Source organism: Nocardioides pocheonensis, assembly GCF_003725535.1.
GTDB lineage: Bacteria > Actinomycetota > Actinomycetes > Propionibacteriales > Nocardioidaceae > Marmoricola > Marmoricola pocheonensis.
Genome location: NZ_RJSF01000002.1, coordinates 25,318 through 43,607, shown reverse-complemented (window position 1 = coordinate 43,607; position 18,290 = coordinate 25,318). Strand labels below are relative to the sequence as shown.

At 71.7% G+C, this 18,290-nt stretch carries 19 protein-coding genes; 10 read left to right on the top strand and 9 right to left on the bottom strand.

The window, feature by feature from the left end; translation table 11 throughout:
- Window positions 1–4 precede the first annotated feature (4 nt).
- Window positions 5–1,363: a sensor histidine kinase gene (locus EFL26_RS00275; RefSeq protein ID WP_123220882.1), complete on the top strand. Its 1,359-nt coding sequence runs from the start codon at window positions 5–7 to the stop codon at window positions 1,361–1,363.
- Here EFL26_RS00275 and EFL26_RS00270 read toward each other — a convergent pair.
- Window positions 1,332–2,258 (bottom strand): sterol desaturase family protein, encoded by a 927-nt coding sequence (locus EFL26_RS00270; RefSeq protein ID WP_123220881.1) that lies wholly within the window; start codon window positions 2,256–2,258, stop codon window positions 1,332–1,334. The genes EFL26_RS00275 and EFL26_RS00270 overlap by 32 nt on opposite strands.
- 70 nt (window positions 2,259–2,328) lie before the next feature.
- Between EFL26_RS00270 and EFL26_RS00265 the strand changes: the two genes are divergently transcribed.
- Genes EFL26_RS00265 through EFL26_RS00255 form a run of 3 tightly spaced genes read left to right on the top strand, consistent with a single transcriptional unit; the run spans window position 2,329 to window position 4,527 of the window.
- On the top strand, window positions 2,329–2,985 hold the full coding sequence (locus tag EFL26_RS00265) for a TetR/AcrR family transcriptional regulator (RefSeq protein WP_123220880.1): 657 nt from the start codon (window positions 2,329–2,331) through the stop codon (window positions 2,983–2,985).
- 43 nt (window positions 2,986–3,028) lie between these two features.
- Entirely contained in the window at window positions 3,029–3,607 is a 579-nt protein-coding gene (locus EFL26_RS00260) for an RNA polymerase sigma factor (protein ID WP_221176776.1), read from the top strand.
- Window positions 3,604–4,527 (top strand): hypothetical protein, encoded by a 924-nt coding sequence (locus tag EFL26_RS00255; RefSeq protein ID WP_123220878.1) that lies wholly within the window; start codon window positions 3,604–3,606, stop codon window positions 4,525–4,527. Before EFL26_RS00260 ends, EFL26_RS00255 begins: the two co-directional genes overlap by 4 nt.
- 78 nt (window positions 4,528–4,605) lie before the next feature.
- Here the strand turns inward: EFL26_RS00255 and groL are convergent, their stop codons facing one another.
- The gene (gene groL / locus EFL26_RS00250) at window positions 4,606–6,228 is read right to left on the bottom strand and encodes a chaperonin GroEL (protein WP_123220877.1); all 1,623 of its coding nucleotides are present in this window, start codon (window positions 6,226–6,228) and stop codon (window positions 4,606–4,608) included.
- A gap of 86 nt (window positions 6,229–6,314) precedes the next feature.
- Complete coding sequence (gene groES / locus EFL26_RS00245) at window positions 6,315–6,608, bottom strand: co-chaperone GroES (RefSeq protein WP_123220876.1); 294 nt, start codon at window positions 6,606–6,608, stop codon at window positions 6,315–6,317.
- Between the two features lie 211 nt (window positions 6,609–6,819).
- Here groES and EFL26_RS00240 point away from each other — a divergent pair, with 211 nt between their 5' ends.
- Entirely contained in the window at window positions 6,820–7,986 is a 1,167-nt protein-coding gene (locus tag EFL26_RS00240) for a class I SAM-dependent methyltransferase (RefSeq protein ID WP_123220875.1), read from the top strand.
- 3 nt (window positions 7,987–7,989) lie between these two features.
- Here the strand turns inward: EFL26_RS00240 and EFL26_RS00235 are convergent, their stop codons facing one another.
- The 5 genes from EFL26_RS00235 to EFL26_RS00215 all read right to left on the bottom strand — a co-directional run bounded on the left by EFL26_RS00235 (window position 7,990) and on the right by EFL26_RS00215 (window position 12,368).
- A complete protein-coding gene (locus EFL26_RS00235; protein WP_123220874.1) occupies window positions 7,990–8,859 on the bottom strand; it encodes a glycoside hydrolase family 16 protein in 870 nt (289 codons plus the stop codon).
- Between the two features lie 187 nt (window positions 8,860–9,046).
- Complete coding sequence (locus tag EFL26_RS00230; RefSeq protein WP_123220873.1) at window positions 9,047–9,532, bottom strand: SRPBCC family protein; 486 nt, start codon at window positions 9,530–9,532, stop codon at window positions 9,047–9,049.
- Complete coding sequence (locus EFL26_RS00225; protein WP_123220872.1) at window positions 9,529–9,891, bottom strand: ArsR/SmtB family transcription factor; 363 nt, start codon at window positions 9,889–9,891, stop codon at window positions 9,529–9,531. The genes EFL26_RS00230 and EFL26_RS00225 overlap by 4 nt, the downstream gene beginning before the upstream one ends.
- 81 nt (window positions 9,892–9,972) lie before the next feature.
- Window positions 9,973–11,151, bottom strand: coding sequence for a glycoside hydrolase family 16 protein (locus EFL26_RS00220; RefSeq protein ID WP_123220871.1), 1,179 nt, complete (start codon window positions 11,149–11,151; stop codon window positions 9,973–9,975).
- 119 nt (window positions 11,152–11,270) lie between these two features.
- Window positions 11,271–12,368, bottom strand: a complete 1,098-nt coding sequence (locus EFL26_RS00215) for an S-(hydroxymethyl)mycothiol dehydrogenase (RefSeq protein WP_123220870.1) — start codon at window positions 12,366–12,368, stop codon at window positions 11,271–11,273.
- A 140-nt stretch (window positions 12,369–12,508) separates the two neighbouring features.
- Between EFL26_RS00215 and EFL26_RS00210 the strand changes: the two genes are divergently transcribed.
- Genes EFL26_RS00210 through EFL26_RS00190 form a run of 5 tightly spaced genes read left to right on the top strand, consistent with a single transcriptional unit; the run spans window position 12,509 to window position 17,217 of the window.
- Complete coding sequence (locus EFL26_RS00210; protein ID WP_245999915.1) at window positions 12,509–13,048, top strand: SigE family RNA polymerase sigma factor; 540 nt, start codon at window positions 12,509–12,511, stop codon at window positions 13,046–13,048.
- Complete coding sequence (locus EFL26_RS00205; protein ID WP_123220869.1) at window positions 13,045–14,202, top strand: hypothetical protein; 1,158 nt, start codon at window positions 13,045–13,047, stop codon at window positions 14,200–14,202. Before EFL26_RS00210 ends, EFL26_RS00205 begins: the two co-directional genes overlap by 4 nt.
- A 58-nt stretch (window positions 14,203–14,260) precedes the next feature.
- Window positions 14,261–14,824 (top strand): SigE family RNA polymerase sigma factor, encoded by a 564-nt coding sequence (locus tag EFL26_RS00200; RefSeq protein ID WP_245999914.1) that lies wholly within the window; start codon window positions 14,261–14,263, stop codon window positions 14,822–14,824.
- Window positions 14,821–16,014: a hypothetical protein gene (locus EFL26_RS00195; protein ID WP_123220868.1), complete on the top strand. Its 1,194-nt coding sequence runs from the start codon at window positions 14,821–14,823 to the stop codon at window positions 16,012–16,014. The genes EFL26_RS00200 and EFL26_RS00195 overlap by 4 nt, the downstream gene beginning before the upstream one ends.
- A gap of 42 nt (window positions 16,015–16,056) precedes the next feature.
- Window positions 16,057–17,217, top strand: coding sequence for a glycoside hydrolase family 183 protein (locus EFL26_RS00190; RefSeq protein ID WP_148046580.1), 1,161 nt, complete (start codon window positions 16,057–16,059; stop codon window positions 17,215–17,217).
- 14 nt (window positions 17,218–17,231) lie between these two features.
- Here the strand turns inward: EFL26_RS00190 and tsaD are convergent, their stop codons facing one another.
- Window positions 17,232–18,284 (bottom strand): tRNA (adenosine(37)-N6)-threonylcarbamoyltransferase complex transferase subunit TsaD, encoded by a 1,053-nt coding sequence (tsaD, locus tag EFL26_RS00185; RefSeq protein WP_123220908.1) that lies wholly within the window; start codon window positions 18,282–18,284, stop codon window positions 17,232–17,234.
- Window positions 18,285–18,290 lie beyond the last annotated feature (6 nt).

Genomic DNA, 18,290 nt, shown 5'->3' with positions numbered 1-18,290 from the left:
GGCGATGAACCCGTGGGCCCGCTTCCTCCCCGGGCGCCGGATCGGGACCCGTCTGGTCGCCGCTGTCACGCTGGCGATGACCGTCGTGCTCGTGTGCGCCGGCGCGTTCGTCTACTGGCGGGTGAGCTTCGCGCTCGACCGCCAGCTCGACCAGGACCTGCGCGCCTACGCGGACGTCACGGCGCGGCAGGTCCGCAACGGGACGGCCCTCCTGGCCAACGGGCCGGGCGAGACCGCCCAGCTCTACACCCCGCAGGGCTCGCTGATCAGCAGGTCGGACGCCGACGTGCCCCGGCTCGCGTCGCGTGAGCGGATCATGGCGGTCACCGGCGCGCACCGCAGCTCGTTCGACGTCGGGCGGATGCTGCCGCCGAGCAACCGCGTGTACCGGGTCTCCGTGTTCCGCTCCTCCTCCCCCGACGGCGAGGTCGTGGTGGTCGCCGCGATCAGCCGGCGCAAGCACGACGAGGCGCTGCGCGAGCTGCTCGGACAGCTGGCACTGACCGACCTGATCACCGTCCTGGCCGCGGGGCTCGTCGGCTACGGCGTCACACGCGCCGCCCTGGGGCCGGTCGAGCGCTACCGGCGGGCAGCCGCGAGTGCCGGCGGCGGCCCGGCCCCGCGCCTCCCCGTGGACAGCACCCGGGACGACGAGCTGACCCGCCTCGGCCACACCTTCAACCAGCTGCTCGGCGAGATCGAGGAGTCCAACGCCCGCGAGCGGCAGTTCCTCGCCGACGCCTCGCACGAGCTGCGCTCGCCCCTGGCCCTCCTGGCCGCGGAGATCGAGTGGGCCCGCCACCGGCCACGGGCACCGGAGGAGCTGGACCAGGTGCTCACTTCCGTCGGGGCGCAGGTCGAGCGCCTGGTCGACCTGTCCAACACACTGCTCGACCTCGAGGAGCTCTACTCCGCGCGGACCGCCGAGCTCACCCCCGTTCGCCTCGACGAGCTGGTCGACGCGGCACTGACCGGCTGGCCCGAGCAGGCCGAGGGCCAGGGACGCGCGCTGCGGGTCTCGGCGTCGGCCGACGAGGTCGAGGTCGACGCGCGCTGGCTGACCCTGGCGATCACGAACCTGGTGGGCAACGCCCTCAAGCACGGCGAGGGCGACGTCGAGGTGGGCGCCGGAGCGACCGGCGACCGCGTGCGGATCAGCGTGACCGACCACGGCCCCGGCGTACCCGAGGCGCTCGGAGCGCGGGCGTTCGACCGCTTCACCCGCGCGGACGCGAGCCGCACGACCCGCGGCAACGGCCTCGGCCTGGCGCTGGTCAAGGCGGTGGCCGAGGCCCACGGGGGCGCCGCCTCCCTGGTTCAGGGAGGGGTCGTCATCGACCTGCCGCGTCGAGTGCCGGCCTGATCGGGACCAGGTCCGGGTCGGCACGATGGCCCGCCGGCTCCCACCCGGGCGGACCGAACAGGTAGCCCAGCTTGTCGCGGAAGCGGTCGGCCGCCCGGACGTTGCGGACGATCTGCGCGTAGTCGCCGTACTGGAGCCGGAGCAGGTTGTGGGTCCCGACCGGCTTGGTCAGTCCGTACGTCGGCCGCTGCCTCTCCGCCACGAAGGAGCCGAAGAGCCGGTCCCAGACGATCAGGATCCCGGCGTAGTTCTTGTCCAGGTACTCCGGGTCGGAGCCGTGGTGCACCCGGTGGTGGGAGGGCGTGTTGAACACCAGCTCGATCGGCCACCAGAGCTTGTCGACCAGCTCGGTGTGCACGAAGAACTGGAAGATCAGGTTGAAGCCGAACGCCACGTAGATCACCCACGGCGCGATGCCGAGGAACGGCAGTGGCAGGAAGAAGAAGAACTCGAACCAGGGGTTCCACTTCTGGCGCAGTGCCGTCGCGAAGTTCATGTACTCGCTGGAGTGGTGGGCCTGGTGGGCGGCCCAGCCGACGTTGACCCGGTGCACGAAGCGGTGCGAGAAGTAGTAGGCCAGGTCGACCGCGGCGAGGGCGACCGCCCACGACCACCAGGTGTGCATGCCGAGGTGGAACGGCGCGACGTACACGAAGACGGCGCTGTAGACCACGAACGCGCCGATCTTGAACACCAGCGTCGAGACCAGCGAGCCCAGGCCCATGAAGATGCTCGTGCGGGCGTCCTTCCCGTCGTACCCGGTGACGCCCCGGCCCTCGAACGCCGAGTCGTGGTCGAGCCACTTCAGCGCGGCGAGCTCGATGACGATGGTGAGCAGGAAGAACGGAATGGCGTAGGTGACCGGGTTCTTCAGCGGGTCCAGCACGTCGTTCATCGGGCACGTCTCCTTGATATGACTGCGGAGTAAGTTACCACGCGTTCATATCTCTGGCTAGACTCCCTCCATGACCTCCCGCGCGCGAGCCAAGGCCGGCACCAAAGGAGTGGCGCGCGCCGACCGCGAGGACCAGATCGTCGAGGTGGCGACCCGCGCCTTCGGCTCCTCGGGCTTCGCGGCCACGTCGGTGGCCGACATCGCCACCCAGGCGGGGATCTCCAAGCCGCTGATCTACAACTACTTCGGCTCCAAGGAGGGCCTGTACGCCGTGTGCGTGCAGCACGCCGCCGAGGCCCTGACCGCCGAGATCGAGCGCACGGCCGCGTCGGGCACGGTCGGCCTGGCCCGGGCGGTCGTGACGCTGGACGGGATGTTCCGGCTGCTGGCCCCTCGGCCCTGGATCTGGCACCTGGTCTTCGACCCGACCGCGCCACGCGATCCGCAGACGCAGGAGGCGCTCGCCGGCTACGAGCAGCGGATCCTCGCCTTCGGCACCGAGGGCGTCGCCGACCTGCTCCGCCTCGCCGGCAACGAGGACCCCACCGACACCGCCGCGATGCGTGCGGTCTGGGAGAACGTCTTCCGGACGCTGGTGAACTGGTGGCTCGAGCACCCGGAGGAGCCGCCCGAGGCGATGACCGAGCGCTGCGTGCGGCTGTTCAGTGCGGTGTTCGGCGAGATCCACGTGCCCGATGACCTGCTGGCCGTGCCCGCAGAACGTTGAGCCGCCCGTGAACCGAAGGGGCGCGAGGTGGCAAGAGCCAGTCGTGAACCCCGATGCTGCAGAGCTCACCGACGGCGAGGTGATCGCGAGGTCGCTGCGCACCCCTGAGGCCTTCGCGACCGTGTTCGACCGGCACTACGCGGCGGTGCACTCGTACGCCGCGCGCCGAGCCGGACCGGACGCCGCGGACGACGTGCTCGCCGACGTGTTCCTCGCGGCCTTCAGCCACCGGAAGCGGTTCGACTCGTCGACCGGGTCTGCGCTCCCCTGGCTGTACGGCATCGCCGGCAACGTGCTCAAGCGTCGATGGCGCACGCTCGCCTCGACCGATCGCATGACCCGCTCGGCGGCCAGCATGGTCGTCTCGGCGTCCGACTCGCACGAGAGCGAGGTCGCCGCCCGGCTCGACTCCGCGGCGGACTGGCTCGTCGTACGCACCCTGCTGGACGAGCTGGGCGACGGCGATCGCGAGGCGCTGCTGCTCTACGCGTGGGAGGAGCTGAGCTACGTGGAGATCGCGGTGGCGATGGACATTCCCGTCGGCACAGTGCGCTCCCGCATCAACCGAGCGCGCAGCCGGCTGCGCGCCCTGCTCGAGACGAACACGGAGGTGGCCCGATGATCGACGAACTGGTCCGAGATGCCCGGCCGGACGTGACCGCGCCCGACCCGACGGTGGTGTTGCGGGCGCGACGTGCGCTGCTCCGCAAGGCGCTCGTCCGGCGTGCCCGCCGGCGCTTCGCAGTACGCACCGCGATCGGCCTCAGTGCCGCAGCCGTGATCGTCGCGGCGACGGTGGTCGCTCAGACGCCGGACCACGGCGCCTCCGCCGCCGCGGCGGCGATCCTGGAGAACTCGGCCGACGCACTCGAGGCCGGCCGGCCTCCGCTGCCGGGTCAGTACGTGTACCGCAAGGAGGTCACGCTCTCGTGGGACTACGGGCCGTCACCGACGGACCCGTCGCAGGAGGACACCGCACCTAGGACGAGCCCGGTGCTCGTCGAGACCTGGGTGCCGACCGACCCCGACAAGCCCCTGATCCAGCGGACTCAGGACTCGACCAACCCGGTCAGCTGGGCCGTGGTCGACCAGAGCGCGAACGCCAACGACAGCATCTACCGCGACCGCCCGAAGGGAGCGGCGATGCTGGACGCACTTCGCGAGCTTGCGCGCCGGTCGGGAAGCGACTTCACGGACGACCTCAGTGCGGTCTGGAGCGCGGCGTTCTGGTTGCTCTCGGATCCGCAGTCGCCCGACGCGGTCAATGCCGAGGTACTGCGGGCGGTCGCACGCGTGGACGGCGTGAAGGTGGTCGACGAGCACGCCGAGATCGACGGCAGGACGGGCGTGGCCCTCGGCATCGACGAGAGGTACGCCGTCGACTTCGTGTTCGATCCTGCAGATGGCGCGTTCCTCGGCATGCGCGGGCATCCTGCGCACACGAAGAACTGGGTCGGACCCGACGAGCCGATCTGGACGACGACGTTCGAGTCGCGGGTGGTGAGCTCGGCACCGCGTCCGCCCGACGACCTGCGTCAGTAGGCCCCGGACAGAACAGCCGCTCCCGGTACGCAGTAGCGCACCGGGAGCGGCTGACTCACAAACTGTGTCGCGAGCCGATCAGTGACCGTGGCCGTGCCCGTGACCGGCGGCCGCAGCCTCGTCCTCGTCCTCGGGCTTCTCCACGATGAGCGTCTCGGTGGTGAGCAGCATGCCCGCGATGGAGGTGGCGTTGGTGAGCGCCGAGCGGGTTACCTTGACCGGGTCGAGGACACCCTGGGCGACCAGGTCGCCGTACTCGCCGGTGGCGGCGTTGTAGCCCGTGCCCGGGCCGGCCTCCCGCACCTTGGAGACGATCACGTAGCCGTTCTCGCCACCGTTCTCGGCGATCCAGCGCAGCGGCTCGTCGACGGCCTTGCGGACGATCCGAACGCCGACCGCGGCGTCACCCTCGAGGCCGAGGTCACCGTCGAGCGCGGCGGACGCGTGGATGATCGCGGAGCCACCGCCGGCGACGATGCCCTCCTCGATCGCGGCGCGGGTCGCGGAGACGGCGTCCTCGATGCGGTGCTTCTTCTCCTTCAGCTCCACCTCGGTGGCGGCGCCGACCTTGACCACGCACACGCCGCCGGCCAGCTTGGCCAGCCGCTCCTGCAGCTTCTCGCGGTCCCAGTCGGAGTCGGTGTTCTCGACCTCGGCCTTGATCTGGGACACCCGGCCGGCGACGGCGGCGTGGTCGCCCCCGCCCTCGACGATCGTGGTGTTGTCCTTGGTGACCACCACGCGACGGGCGGTGCCCAGCACGTCGAGGCCGACCTGGTCGAGCTTGAGACCGACCTCGGGGGCGATGACCTGTCCGCCGGTGAGGATCGCGATGTCCTGCATCATCGCCTTGCGGCGGTCGCCGAACGCCGGCGCCTTGACCGCGACGGCACTGAACGTGCCGCGGATCTTGTTGACCACGAGGGTCGAGAGCGCCTCGCCCTCGACGTCCTCGGCGAGGATGAACAGCGGCTTGCCGGCCTGGATGACCTTCTCCAGCAGGGGAAGCAGGTCGGCGATCGCCGAGATCTTGCCCTGGTGCAGGAGGATGTAGGGGTCGTCGAGGACGGCCTCCATCGACTCCGGGTCGGTGACGAAGTACGGCGACAGGTAGCCCTTGTCGAACTGCATGCCCTCGGTGAAGTCGAGCTCGGTGCCCATGGTGTTGGACTCCTCGACGGTGATCACGCCGTCCTTGCCGACCTTGTCGAAGGCCTGCGCGAGCAGCTCGCCGATCTCCGAGTCACGGCTGGAGACGGTGGCGACCGCGGCCATGTCCTCGACGGAGTCCACGTCGCGGGCCAGCTTGCCGAGCGCCTCGCCGAGCGCCTCGGCAGCGGCGTCCATGCCGCGCTTGATGCCCATCGGGTTCACACCGGCGGCGACGGCCCGCAGGCCCTCGTGCACCATCGCCTGGGCCAGCACGGTGGCCGTGGTGGTGCCGTCACCGGCGACGTCGTTGGTCTTGGTGGCGACCTCCTTGCAGAGCTGGGCGCCGAGGTTCTCGAAGGGGTCGTCGAGATCGATGTCACGAGCGACGGTCACGCCGTCGTTGGTGATCGTCGGCGCGCCCCACTTCTTGTCGAGCACCACGTAGCGGCCCTTGGGGCCGAGGGTCACCTTGACGGCGTTCGCGAGGGCGTCGACACCCCGCTCGAGGGCCCGGCGGGCGCTCTCGTCGAACTCAAGAATCTTGGGCATTGCTACCTCTCAAAGCAGGTGTGTGCCTGAGCGCGCCGGGGACGACTCGCTCAGGCACACGACCGGATGGATCAGGCTCGGGTGTGTCAGGAGATGACGGCGAGCACGTCACGGGCCGACAGGATGAGGAACTCCTCGCCGGCGTACTTGACCTCGGTGCCGCCGTACTTGCTGTAGATGACCTTGTCGCCGACGCTGACGTCGAGCGGGACCCGGTTGCCGTTGTCGTCGATGCGGCCCGGGCCGATCGCCACGACCTCGCCCTCCTGGGGCTTCTCCTTGGCGGTGTCCGGGATGACCAGGCCCGAGGCCGTGGTCTGCTCGGCGTCGATCGGCTGAACGACGATCCGGTCCTCGAGCGGCTTGATGTTGACCGACACTTCTGATCAACCTCCACGTATCTGCTGGTAGGTGAATGAATCACGTTGAGGCGCCTGCGATGTCGGTACGCCGTCGCGGGGGTCGCACCTCGAAGCACACGCGCTGGCACACTCACGAGGAGAGTGCCAATGCAGAACTTAGCACTCGCACCAACCGAGTGCCAGCGCGGGTCGCACGACCCGGCGATGCGCGATGGGACACAATGCGCCGATGGACCTCGAGGCCTTCCGCTGGCTGCTCACCGACGCCGGGCAGGCCCTGCTCGCCCGGGCGGCCGAGGCGTCCGAGGACCCGCTCGAGGCGGCCGCGGAGCTGCGCCGCGACGCGGCCCCGGAGCACGTCGCCGCAGCGCTGACGCAGGCGAGCCTGCGCCGACGCGCGGAGGCGAAGTTCGGCGATCTCGCCCCGCGGATGTACTTCACCCCGGACGGCCTCGAGCAGGCGACGCGGTTCACCGTGGCCGAGCACCGGGCCGCGCGGCTCCAGGCCGCGCGGACCGAGTCTGTGGTCGACCTCGGCTGCGGCATCGGTGGCGACCTGATCGCCTTCGCGGGTGCGGGCATCACCTCGGCGGGCATCGACCTGGACCCGGTCCGGGTCGAGGTGGCCCGGGCGAACCTGGCGGCGCTCGACCTCGGCGGGGCCGTGATGGTCGCCGACGCCACCGTGCTGGACCTCGACCCCTTCGCGGTGGCGTTCGCCGACCCGGCCCGGCGAGGTGCGCGCGGACGCACGTTCAGCGTCGAAGACTGGACTCCGCCCTGGTCCTTCGTGGAGACCCTGCTGCGCCGGGACTCCTGCGTGAAGGTCGCGCCGGGCATCCCGCACGAGCTGGTCCCCGAGGGGGTCGAGGCGGAGTGGGTCAGCGACCACGGCGAGGTCAAGGAGGCGGCCCTGTGGTCGGGCAGGCTCGCCACCACGGCCCGTCGTGCGACGGTGATCGGCGACGGCGGGCTCGCCACGCTGACCGACGAGGACCTCCCCGACCCCGTGGGGGTGACGCCACCGGTGGCGGGCGGCTTCCTCTACGAGCCGGACGGCGCGGTGATCCGGGCCGGGCTGGTCCAGGCGGTCGCTGCCGGCGTCGGCGGCGGCCTGGTGGACGAGCACCTCGCGTATGTCCTCAGCGACGCGGCGTACCGGACGCCGTTCGCCCGCTCCTACCGGATCGTCGAGGAGCTCCCGCACCGGGAGAAGCCGCTGCGGGCCGCACTGCGCGCGCGCGGCGTCGGCCGGCTCACGATCAAGAAGCGCGGGGTCACCGTCGTGCCCGACGAGCTCCGCAAGCGACTGGCGCTCACCGGCGAGGGCGAGGCGACGATCGTGCTCACCCGTGCGGCGGGCCGGGGCGTCTGCCTGCTCGTCGAGCCGTTCTGAGCCCTACTGCCAGGCCCGCACGTAGTCGATGCTGGTCGTCGCCGGCAGCGGGGTCCTCCAGGTGAGCCCGTTCTTGCCCGACCCGAGCGCTGCGGTCAGCGCGAGGATGTAGCGCTTCATGAACGCCGGGTCCCCGGAGGTGTTGACCAGGCAGGGCATGCCGTTGACCAGGATCTCGATCCGGCTCGGGCCCCAGACCAGGGTGTAGGTGTTCCACACACCGCGGGAGGCCACGCAGTCCCACGCGGTGTTGACGCCCGGCTGGGACCCGCCGGCGTCGGCGGAGTAGTGCAGGTAGGGCATCACGAGGTCCGGGTAGACCGAGTAGGTCTCCGCGACGTCGATCTCGCCCGAGTCGGGCCAGTCGATCGTGGAGTACCGGTCGTCGGGCCACATCCAGAACGCCTCGTGCAGGCCGGGCGCGGTCGTCGCCCGCGTCTTCATGCGCGCCTCGAAACGGCCGTACTGCTGGCTGAAGAGGTGGTACGTCGAGACCATGCCGGCGACGTACCGGGTGGAGAGGATGCCGCCGCCGGTGCTGCACGTGACCGTCCGGTTCAGCTTGCGCACGGTGAGGTTCAGGCTGCCGTTGGCGACGCCGATCGTCGCCGGGCTGTCGAGGTAGCAGGCCCGGCCGGTCAGCCCGCCCGTGCCGAAGACCGTCTGCGGGATCCACTTGGTGCGGTCCAGCGTGGTGCCGGAGAACTCGTCGTCGAAGGTGCAGCTCCACGGGGTGCCGTCCGGCTTGAGCGGCTGGACTCCGCACGCGTCGGTGGCGACGAGGGTCATCCCGCTGGCCGCGGGCGTCAGCGCGGACGGAACCGCCAACGCACTGAGGGCAGCCGTCAGCACGGCGGCGAGCACGAGCTTCATTCCCCACAACTCCGTCTCCCCCGAGAGCGAAGGTGAGGCCTGAGCAGTCCTGGGAGGGGGCCCGGCTCACCGTTCAGGACGGAGCGTAGGGCCTGCCCACCGCTTCCGCCAGCACCAATTTGGTCACGTGCCGAAATGGCGGGACGGCGCGGTGACGGCCGCTCGACGGCGCGCTGCGCGGGGCGTGCTAGAGGCCGGCGAGGAGCTCGTCGAGCTGCTCGTAGCCCTGCACGACACCGGTCTCCATGCCGCTGGCCACGAAGGCGTCACGCTCCTCGACGCTCGCCGCGATGCTCAGCACGCGCAGGCGCGTGCGCCCGCCGTCCAGCGGCTCGAGGGTGAGGATCTCCAGGGCCACCCCGTCGGGCATGCCCTCGTAGGTGAAGGTCTGCACGATCCGCTCGGGCGGACGCAGCTCGTGGAAGGATCCGTAGAAGCCGAACTCGTCCTCACCACGCCGCGACACGTAGCGCCAGCTGCCCCCGGTGCGGGCCTCCCAGTGCTCGGCCCGGCTGACGATGTCGCGCGGGCCCATCCAGGACATCGCCAGGTCGGGCTCGACGTGCGCCCGGTAGACCTTCTCGGGCGGGGCGTCGAACTCCCGGACGATCCCGATCGTGGGGAGTCCCTCCGGCACCTCGATGGTGGTCTCGTGGCCCGTGGTGGCGCTCATGACACGGCTCCTTCTCCCTCGGCCGGCCCGTCCATCGCGGCCAGCACGTCGTCCAGTCGGCGGTAGCGCTCCTCGGCCTCGCTCCGGTAGCGCTCGATCCACTTCGTCATCAGGTCGAAGACCTCCGCCTCGAGGTGAACCGGGCGGCGCTGCGCGTCGCGGCTGCGGCTCACCAGTCCGGCCTCCTCGAGCACCTTGAGGTGCTTGGAGACCGCCTGCAGCGACACGTCGTACGCCGCTCCGAGCTGGCTCACCGTGGCGTCACCGGAGCAGAGGCGCGCGACCATGTCGCGGCGGGTCGGGTCGGCGAGCGCCGCGAAGACCCTGGACAACCGGTCGTCGACTGCCGCTGCCGCCATCGTCACTCCTTGATCAACCCGTTGGTTGACCAAGACTCTCCCCGGCTTCGGCGGTCTGTCAACCCCGTGGTTGAGGAGCCGTCACTGCCAGACGCGGAGGTAGTCGACGTCCATCGTCGCGGGGACCGGCGTCGAGGCCACCATGGCGTTCTTCGTGTTCCCCAGGGCCTGGGTGAACGCCACGATGTAGCGCTTCTGGAACGCCGGGTCGCCCGAGGTGTTGGTGAGGCAGGTGCGGCCGTTGACGTAGATCGTCAGGGTCGTCGGCGTCCACTCGAGCGTGTAGGTGTTCCACACCCCGCGGTAGGCGGTGCAGTTCCACGCGGTGTTCACGCCGGACTGCGGGCCGCCCGCGTCGGCCGAGTAGTGCAGGAAGGGGATCGCCACGGAGTTGTAGAGGGAGTACGTCTCGGCGACGTCGATCTCACCGGTGGTGGGCCAGTTGATCGCGGAGTACCGGTCGTCGGGCCAGAGCCAGAACGCCTCGTGCAGCCCGGCCACGGAGCTGGCGGTGTTGCGGATCCGGGCCTCGAAGCGGCCGTACTTCTGGCTGAAGAGGTGGTACGTCGAGACCGATCCCGAGGTGTAGTACGAGGTGACCGACGAGGTCGGCGATCCGCACGGCTGGGGAGACGTCTCCTTGCGCACGGTCAGGCTGAGCATGCCGTTGGCCACGGAGACGTTCTTCGGGTCGTCCATGTAGCAGGCGTAGCCGGCGGTGGCGTCACCGGTGACGAACGCGGTCTGCGGCACCCACTTGGTGCGGTCGAGCGCGGTGCCGTCGAACTCGTCGTGGAAGGTGCACGACCAGGCGGTGCCGTCGGCCTTGCGCGGCCGGGCGCCGCAGGCGTCGTACAGGGTGGGCGGCTTGGCCGCCTGGGACGTGACCGTCGCGGCGCCCCCGGACGCGGGCATCTGCACCACGAAGGTGCGGCTGCGGCGGTCGCTGGTCACCCGGAAGGTCGCGCGGGTGCCGGCGGCCACGGCGAGGGTGGCGGTGTAGCGGTGGTGGTGCGCGCGCGTGCGCTTCACCACGGCCCAGCGGGAGCCGGACCGGCGGTCGAAGCGGACCCGCGGCGAGGCACTCGCCGTGCGACCGGTGACCTTGACCAGACCGCCGCTCGCCTCGCGCAGCGACACCGACGGTGCGGCGCGGTTCGCGGCACTGGCGGGACTGCCCGCGCCGACGGTGACCGCCAGCACGGCGAGCAGCGTGCCGATGACCAGGAGCGCGACCCCACGCGCGCGACTGAGACCCATTTCCGTCCTCCCCACAGACCAGGGACCGAAGTCCCCAATTCGCCTCTGCAAGGAGCGTAACGGATAAAAGTGATGAAAGGAATTAAATGGTCAAAACGGACACGAGAGCACCGGGCGGCTCACAGCAGCACCACCGAGCGCAGCACCTCCCCCTGCTGCATCCGCGTGAAGGCGGCTTCGACGTCGTCGAGGGCGATCTCCTCGCTGACGAAGGCGTCGAGGTCGAGCCGGCCCTGCAGGTAGAGGTCCACGAGCATGGGGAAGTCGCGCGAGGGCAGGCAGTCGCCGTACCAGCTCGACTTGAGCGACCCGCCCCGGCCGAACACGTCGATCAGCGGGATGTCGGGGATCCGCATGTCCGGTGTGGGGACGCCGACGAGCACGACCGTGCCCGCCAGGTCGCGCGCGTAGAAGGCCTGCTCCCAGGTCTCCGGACGCCCGACGGCCTCGATCACGACGTCCGCGCCGTGCCCGCCGGTCAGGTCCCGGATGGCCTCGACGGGGTCGTTGACCTTCGCGTCCACCGTGTGCGTCGCGCCGAGACCGCGGGCCCGGGCCAGCTTGCGCTCGTCGAGGTCCACCGCGATGATCCGGCCGGCGCCCGCGAGCGCGGACCCCGCGACCGCCGCGCAGCCGACACCGCCGCAGCCGATCACCGCCACCGACATGCCGCGGCGCACCCCTCCGGTGTTCATCGCCGCGCCGAGACCGGCCATCACCCCGCACCCCAGGAGCCCGACGGCGGCCGGTCGCGCCCGCGGGTCGACCTTCGTGCACTGGCCGGCCGCGACCAGGGTCTTCTCGATGAACGCGCCGATGCCGAGCGCCGGCGACAGCGCGCGGCCCGCGTCGGGTCCGTCGGCCAGGGTCATATTCTGGGTCGCGTTGAAGGTCGCGAAGCAGTACCAGGGCTCTCCGCGGTCACACGCCCGGCAGTGGCCGCAGACGGCCCGCCAGTTCAGGATCACGAAGTCGCCGGGGGCGAGGTCGTGCACCTCGGGGCCGACCGACTCGACGACCCCGGCGGCCTCGTGGCCGAGCAGGAACGGGAAGTCGTCGTTGATGCCGCCCTCGCGGTAGTGCAGGTCGGTGTGGCACACACCGCAGGCCTGTACCCGGACGACCGCCTCCCCGGGTCCGGGATCCGGCACGTCGATCTCGACCAGTTCCACCGGCGCACCCTTGCGGCTCGCCACCACTCCCCTGACCCGCTGCATCCGGCCTCCCTCGGTCCGACGGACCCACCCGTCACGCGGTCACTCTTCAACCCGCGACGGTGGTGCGCAACCTCCGGTGCAACCGGATCGGTGGCGGCGGAGTGGAAGGGGTGAGGACGCGAGACCATGGAGGACCGCCGATGACTGTGCAGGGGGTGCGGATGCGAGCTCGGGAGCGCACCGACGCTTCGGGGGATGCCGAGTTCGGCGAGTGGATGTCGGCCCGGCAGGGCGCACTCGTGCGCACGGCGTACCTGCTCACCGGGAGCCAGCACGCGGCCGAGGACCTCGTCCAGGCGACGCTGACCAAGCTCTACCTCGCGTGGGACCGGATCTCCGACCGGCAGCACGTCGACGCCTACGCCCGTCGCGCCCTCGTCAACGAGCACCGCTCGACCTGGAGGCGGGCGCACCGCCGCCTCGAGGTGCTCTCGGACGCCGTGCCCGAGGCGCCGCAGGCGGCGAGCGAGTACGACGGCGAGCGGGAGGCGGTCTGGCAGTTCGTGCAGGGCCTCCCACCCAGGCAGCGGGCCGTGATCGTGCTGCGCTACTACGAGGACCTGTCCGAGGCGGAGATCGCCGACCTGCTCGGGATAAGCACCGGGACCGTGAAGTCCCAGGCGAGCCGGGCACTCGCGTCGCTCCGCGACCGCGTCCCGGCCCGGGAGGAGGACCGATGAACCACGAGCAGCTGCTGCGAGAGGCGCTCGCCGCGAAGGCGACCGAGGCGTCCGTGGACCTCACGCTCGACGACATCCGCCGGAGCGCCGGCCGGCGGCGGTGGCAGACCCGACGCAGGGTCGGCGCGGTGCTGGCCGTGGCGGCCGCGCTGGTCGTCGGGATCCCCGCAGCGATCCTGCTGCGTCCCGCGGGCGACGGCGTCTCCCCGGCTCCGGCACCCTCGCCGACGGCCCCGACGACGTCCTCGTCCCCGCGGCCGGAGGGCCTCGACGGCATCGCGCGCGGGAAGGATCCGCAGGTCGCCTACCTGCACGGTCGCGAGGTCCACCAGCCCGACGGCACGACGGCGCGGCTTCCCTACGGCAGCTCGTTCGTCGCCGGGTTCACGGCGTACCACGGCGGCTGGCTGCTCCTCGACGACCTCGGCGGCCTCCGGCAGTACGACAACACCGGTGCCCTCGTGCTGCGCTCGCAGACCGGCGAGGCGGCCCTGGCCGTGAGCGCCGACCAGATGCGCACGGCCTTCGTGTACGGCGGCCACCTCCGCGTCGGGATCGCGACGGGCATGGGCCAGGGCGAGAGCGACCTCCCGGTGGGCAACAACGCCCGGCTGGTCGGCTTCCTGGGCGACTCAGTGGTCCTCAACGGCTACCCCGACTCGCCGCACGTCGTGGACCCGGGCACGGGCCACACCGCGCGCGTGCCCGGGCTCGAGATCGCGTGGTGCACGGCCGCGGGCGGCGACCTGGTGGGCGGCACCGTCGACAGCGACGGGCGCGGCCGGGTCGTGTCGACGAGCTCGGCCAGGACGCTCTGGACGGGCGACTGGGTGCCCGACGCGTTCAGCCCCGACGGCAGCCGCGTGCTCGCCGTGCCGGTCTCGTCTCTGAACGAGCCGGACGAGGTCGCCGTCCTGGACGCCCGCACCGGGACCGTGCTCGCGCGGTTCTCCCTGGCGGCCCGCGACCTGGCGGCCGCCGGTCGACCGGTCTGGGAGCCCTCCGGGGACGCGGTGCTGTTCGACGTCCGCGAGACCCAGGGCGCCCAGCAGGCGGTCCTGCGACTGGCGGTCGACGGCACGGTCACGCGGGCCACCGACCCTGCTCCGCTGAACGGCGACGCGCCCGGATGGGTCTTCGCCACCCGGCCGTAGCCCCTGGTGCAACCTTTCCGGCCGCCACCACGTAAGGGACGGTCGAAGGAGGTGCATGATGCTCACGACCGTGAGGGGGATGCGGGTGGACGACCGGGCCGCGCGATCGGACTTCGAGTCCTGGATGGCCGCGAAGCAGGGCCGGCTGCTGCGCACGGCGTACCTGCTCACCGGTGACGTGCACGCGGCCGAGGACCTCGTCCAGACGGCGCTCGCCAAGCTCTACCTGGCGTGGGACCGGGTCTCGGACGCCCCGTCGATCGACGCCTACGCGCGCAAGATCCTGGTCAACGAGCACACCTCGACCTGGCGGCGGCTGTGGCGCCACCGCGAGGTGGTCAGCGACACGAGTGCCCACGACGTGCCGGTGCGGGGCGAGGAGTACGACGGCGTCAGCGACGCCCTCTGGAGCGCCGTGCGCAGCCTGCCCGACCGGCAGCGTGCCGTCGTGGTGCTCCGCTACTACGAGCAGCTCTCGGAGAAGGAGGCCGCCGAGGCCCTGGGCATCTCGGTGGGGACCGTGAAGTCCCAGGCCAGTCGCGCCCTGACCGCGCTGCGGACCCGGCTCGGTGACTCCTCCTGGGACCGCGACGACCTGACCGGATGGGAGGCCCACCGATGAACGCTCCTCAGGACCTGCACGAGCACCTCGCCCGCGAGGCCGACGGCTTCTTCCGCCGCGGCGGCACCACCCTCGAGCTCGACCAGGTGCTCGACCGCGCCGGTGAGATCAAGCGCGGGCGGCGGATGCGGGCCACCCTGCTGATGGCGGCCTGCGTGCTCGCCGTGGCGGTCCCGTCGGTGCTGGTCGCGACCAGGAACAGCCACGTGCGCCCGCCCGTGACCCCCGCTAAGCAGGTGAAGGTGGACCACACGCCGCTCACGCTGGAGGGCCTGGAACGAAGCAACCAGCCACACGACGGCTACGCCGTGGGAGGGGAATTCCGGGTCGGCAACGGCTCGATCGGCCTTTCCCCGGGCAAGGGCACCGTGGCCGCCGTCGCCCGGGTCAGCGGCGGCGTCCTGGTCGCGACCCGCGACGAGAGTGGCGACCTGACCGCTAGCTACCTCAACGACCAGGGCGGCTCGTCACGCGAGACGTGGCCGATGACGGGAGACTTCGCGGTCACCCCCGACGGCGCGGCCGGCGCCTTCGTCGAGCCCGACGGCACACCGGTGCTCGTGCGCGAGGCCGACCTCCGCACGCTGGAGCCCGTGCCGGGCGGTGTGACCTTGAGCGCGGCGGGAGTCACCGGACTGGACTGCACACGCCCGAACGTGTCGGGCTGCACCGTCTGGATGAACGACCTGGGACCACAGCCGGCGGTCTGGATGGCCTACGCCGGCGGCACCACCAAGAAGCTCGACACCGACCTGCGCTCCGTCGTCGACATCGACGACCGGCAGCGGATGGCGGGCGTGAGCTCCGTCAGCGACACCGGGTCGTGCTCCACGGTCGGGGAGATCGGCAACGGGACCCTCTGGAAGACGTGCAAGCACAGCCTGCTGTCCTTCTCGCCCGACTCCCGGCACCTCCTGGCGACCTCGGCGTACCGGGACGGCGCGGGCGACACCGAGCTCGCGGTGCTCGACAGCGCCACGGGGAAGCCGGTGCTCGACCTGAGGACCGCGGACGGTGCCTTCGTCACCCAGATGACGTGGGAGGACGACACCCACGTGCTGGCGAACACCTACGAGGGCGGCCGGTGGGCGGTGGTCCGGATCAGCCTCGACGGGAGGCGCGAGTACGCCGTGCCGCCCGTGGCCGGCAACGACTACGACGGATCGCCGTTCGTGCTGCCCCCGCGCTGATGCGACCGCCTCCTGCGCCAGACTGGTGCGCAGGAGGTGGTCGTGGCCTGGGTCAACCGCGTACGCCGCCGCGTCCGCCTCCTCGCCCTCTTCAGCCTGGCCCTCGGCATCGCCGCGGTGGCAGGCGCCGGCCTCTTCGTCGAGCGGGAGGTCACCCCCGGGCGCGACCTGTCCCTGGACTGCCTGCCGTTCAACCCGCCCCGCACGGTGGGCGGCCTGAACGACCTGATCGCCCACTACCGGTCGCTGCCGGGGTTCGTGGGCGCCGACGTCGGCGCCGACGTGCAGCTCCAGGACGGCCGGCGGATCTGGGTGTTCGGCGACACCCTGCGCCAGAAGGACTTCCGGGGGCAGCGGTTCGTGCGCAACTCCATGCTGATGTTCTCGCCCGGCTGCGCGACGGTCGTGATGCCGCGCGACCACGGCGCCGTCGTACCGGACCGGCCCGACGGGGTCGGCTACTGGCCGATGGACGTCGGCGCCGTCCAGCACACCGGCTTCGACCTCGTCGGCGTGAGCCTCCAGCGCGTGCGCACCACGGGCAGCGGCGCGTTCGACTTCGAGACGCTGGGGCCCGCCATCGCCCTGTTCAGCGTGCCCGTGGGCGGCACCCCACGTCTGATCACGGTCCGCGACCTCGGAGCGGATGACGCCGATCCGACGAAGCCCACGTGGGGAGCGGCGATCGAGACCACCGCGGAGGCGGTCTACATCTACGGCACGGCGTCACCGGCCCAAGGCGTCGCGTTCGGTCGCCAGCTCGAGGTCGCGCGGGCACCGATCACCGGCGTGGCCGACCCGTCGACCTGGCGTTACTGGGACGGCCACCTCTGGCAGCCGGACCCCGGCCGCGCCGCGGTCCTGATCCCGGCGGTCGGCGGCGTCTCGCAGGTGCTCTCGGTCTTCCGGCGCGGCGGCACCTGGTACGCCGTGAGCAAGCGCGACGACCTCCTCGGCCACGACCTGGTGATCTGGAAGGCTCCCGCGCCGACCGGTCCCTTCGTCGCGAGCACTCCCCTGGCCGAGATCCCCTCCGACTCCGCCGACGGGCTGCTGCGCTACATGCCGCTCGCCCACCCCGACCTGCTTCCCGGCGACGGCTCGGTGGTGGTCTCCTACAGCCGCAACGTCGCCGACCTGGACCGGTTGTGGAAGAGCCCGCGCCTGTACCGCCCGCGCTTCCTGCGCGTGCCGCTGCCCTGATCAGGCGGTTCGGATCAGGCCTGGACGAGCTCCACGCTCATCGAGGAGTCGGCGGGCAGGTCGAGCGCCGAGGGAGCGCGGCCCCGGGCCACCATCTCGGCACCCAGGGCAGCCACCATCGCGCCGTTGTCGGTGCACAGACCGGGGCGGGGCACGCGGACCCGGATGCCCTTCTGCGCCGCGCGCTCCTCGGCGAGCACCCGCAGCCGCGAGTTGGCCGCGACTCCCCCGCCGATGAGGATGTCGTCGATCCCCTCGGCGGCGGCCGCGTCGATCGCCTTGCGGGTGAGCACGTCGCACACGGCCTCCTGGAAGGAGGCCGCCACGTCGGCCACCGGCACCGGCTCACCCGCGGCCTCGCGGGCCTCGACCCAGCGGGCGACCGCGGTCTTCAGGCCGGAGAAGGAGAAGTCGAACCGGTGCCGCTCGAGGTCGCGGCGCGAGGTCAGGCCCCGGGGGAAGTCGACGTACACCGACGAGCCGTCGCGCGCGGCCCGGTCGATGTGCGGACCGCCCGGGAAGGGCAGCCCCAGGAGCCTGGCGACCTTGTCGAAGGCCTCCCCGGCGGCGTCGTCGATCGTCGAGCCGAGCGGCGTGACCCGCTCGGTGACGTCGTCGACGCGGAGCAGCGACGAGTGCCCGCCCGAGACGAGCAGGGCCAGGCAGGGGTCGGGCAGGGCGCCGTGCTCGAGCTGGTCGACGGCCACGTGGGCGGCGAGGTGGTTCACGCCGTACAGCGGCTTGCCGAGCGAGAGCGCCAGCGCCTTCGCGGAGGCGACCCCGACCAGCAGCGCACCGGCGAGACCGGGACCGGCGGTCACGGCGATCGCGTCCACGTCGTGCAGCGCCACCCCGGCGGTCTCGCAGGCCCGCTGCACCGTCGGCACCATCGCCTCCAGGTGCGCCCGCGACGCGACCTCCGGTACGACACCCCCGAACCGCGCGTGCTCGTCGACCGAGGAGGCGACCGCGTCCGCGAGCAGGGTGTGGCCGCGGACGATGCCGACACCGGTCTCGTCGCACGACGTCTCGATGCCCAGGACCAGGGGTTCGCTGGTGGCGCTCACCGCCAC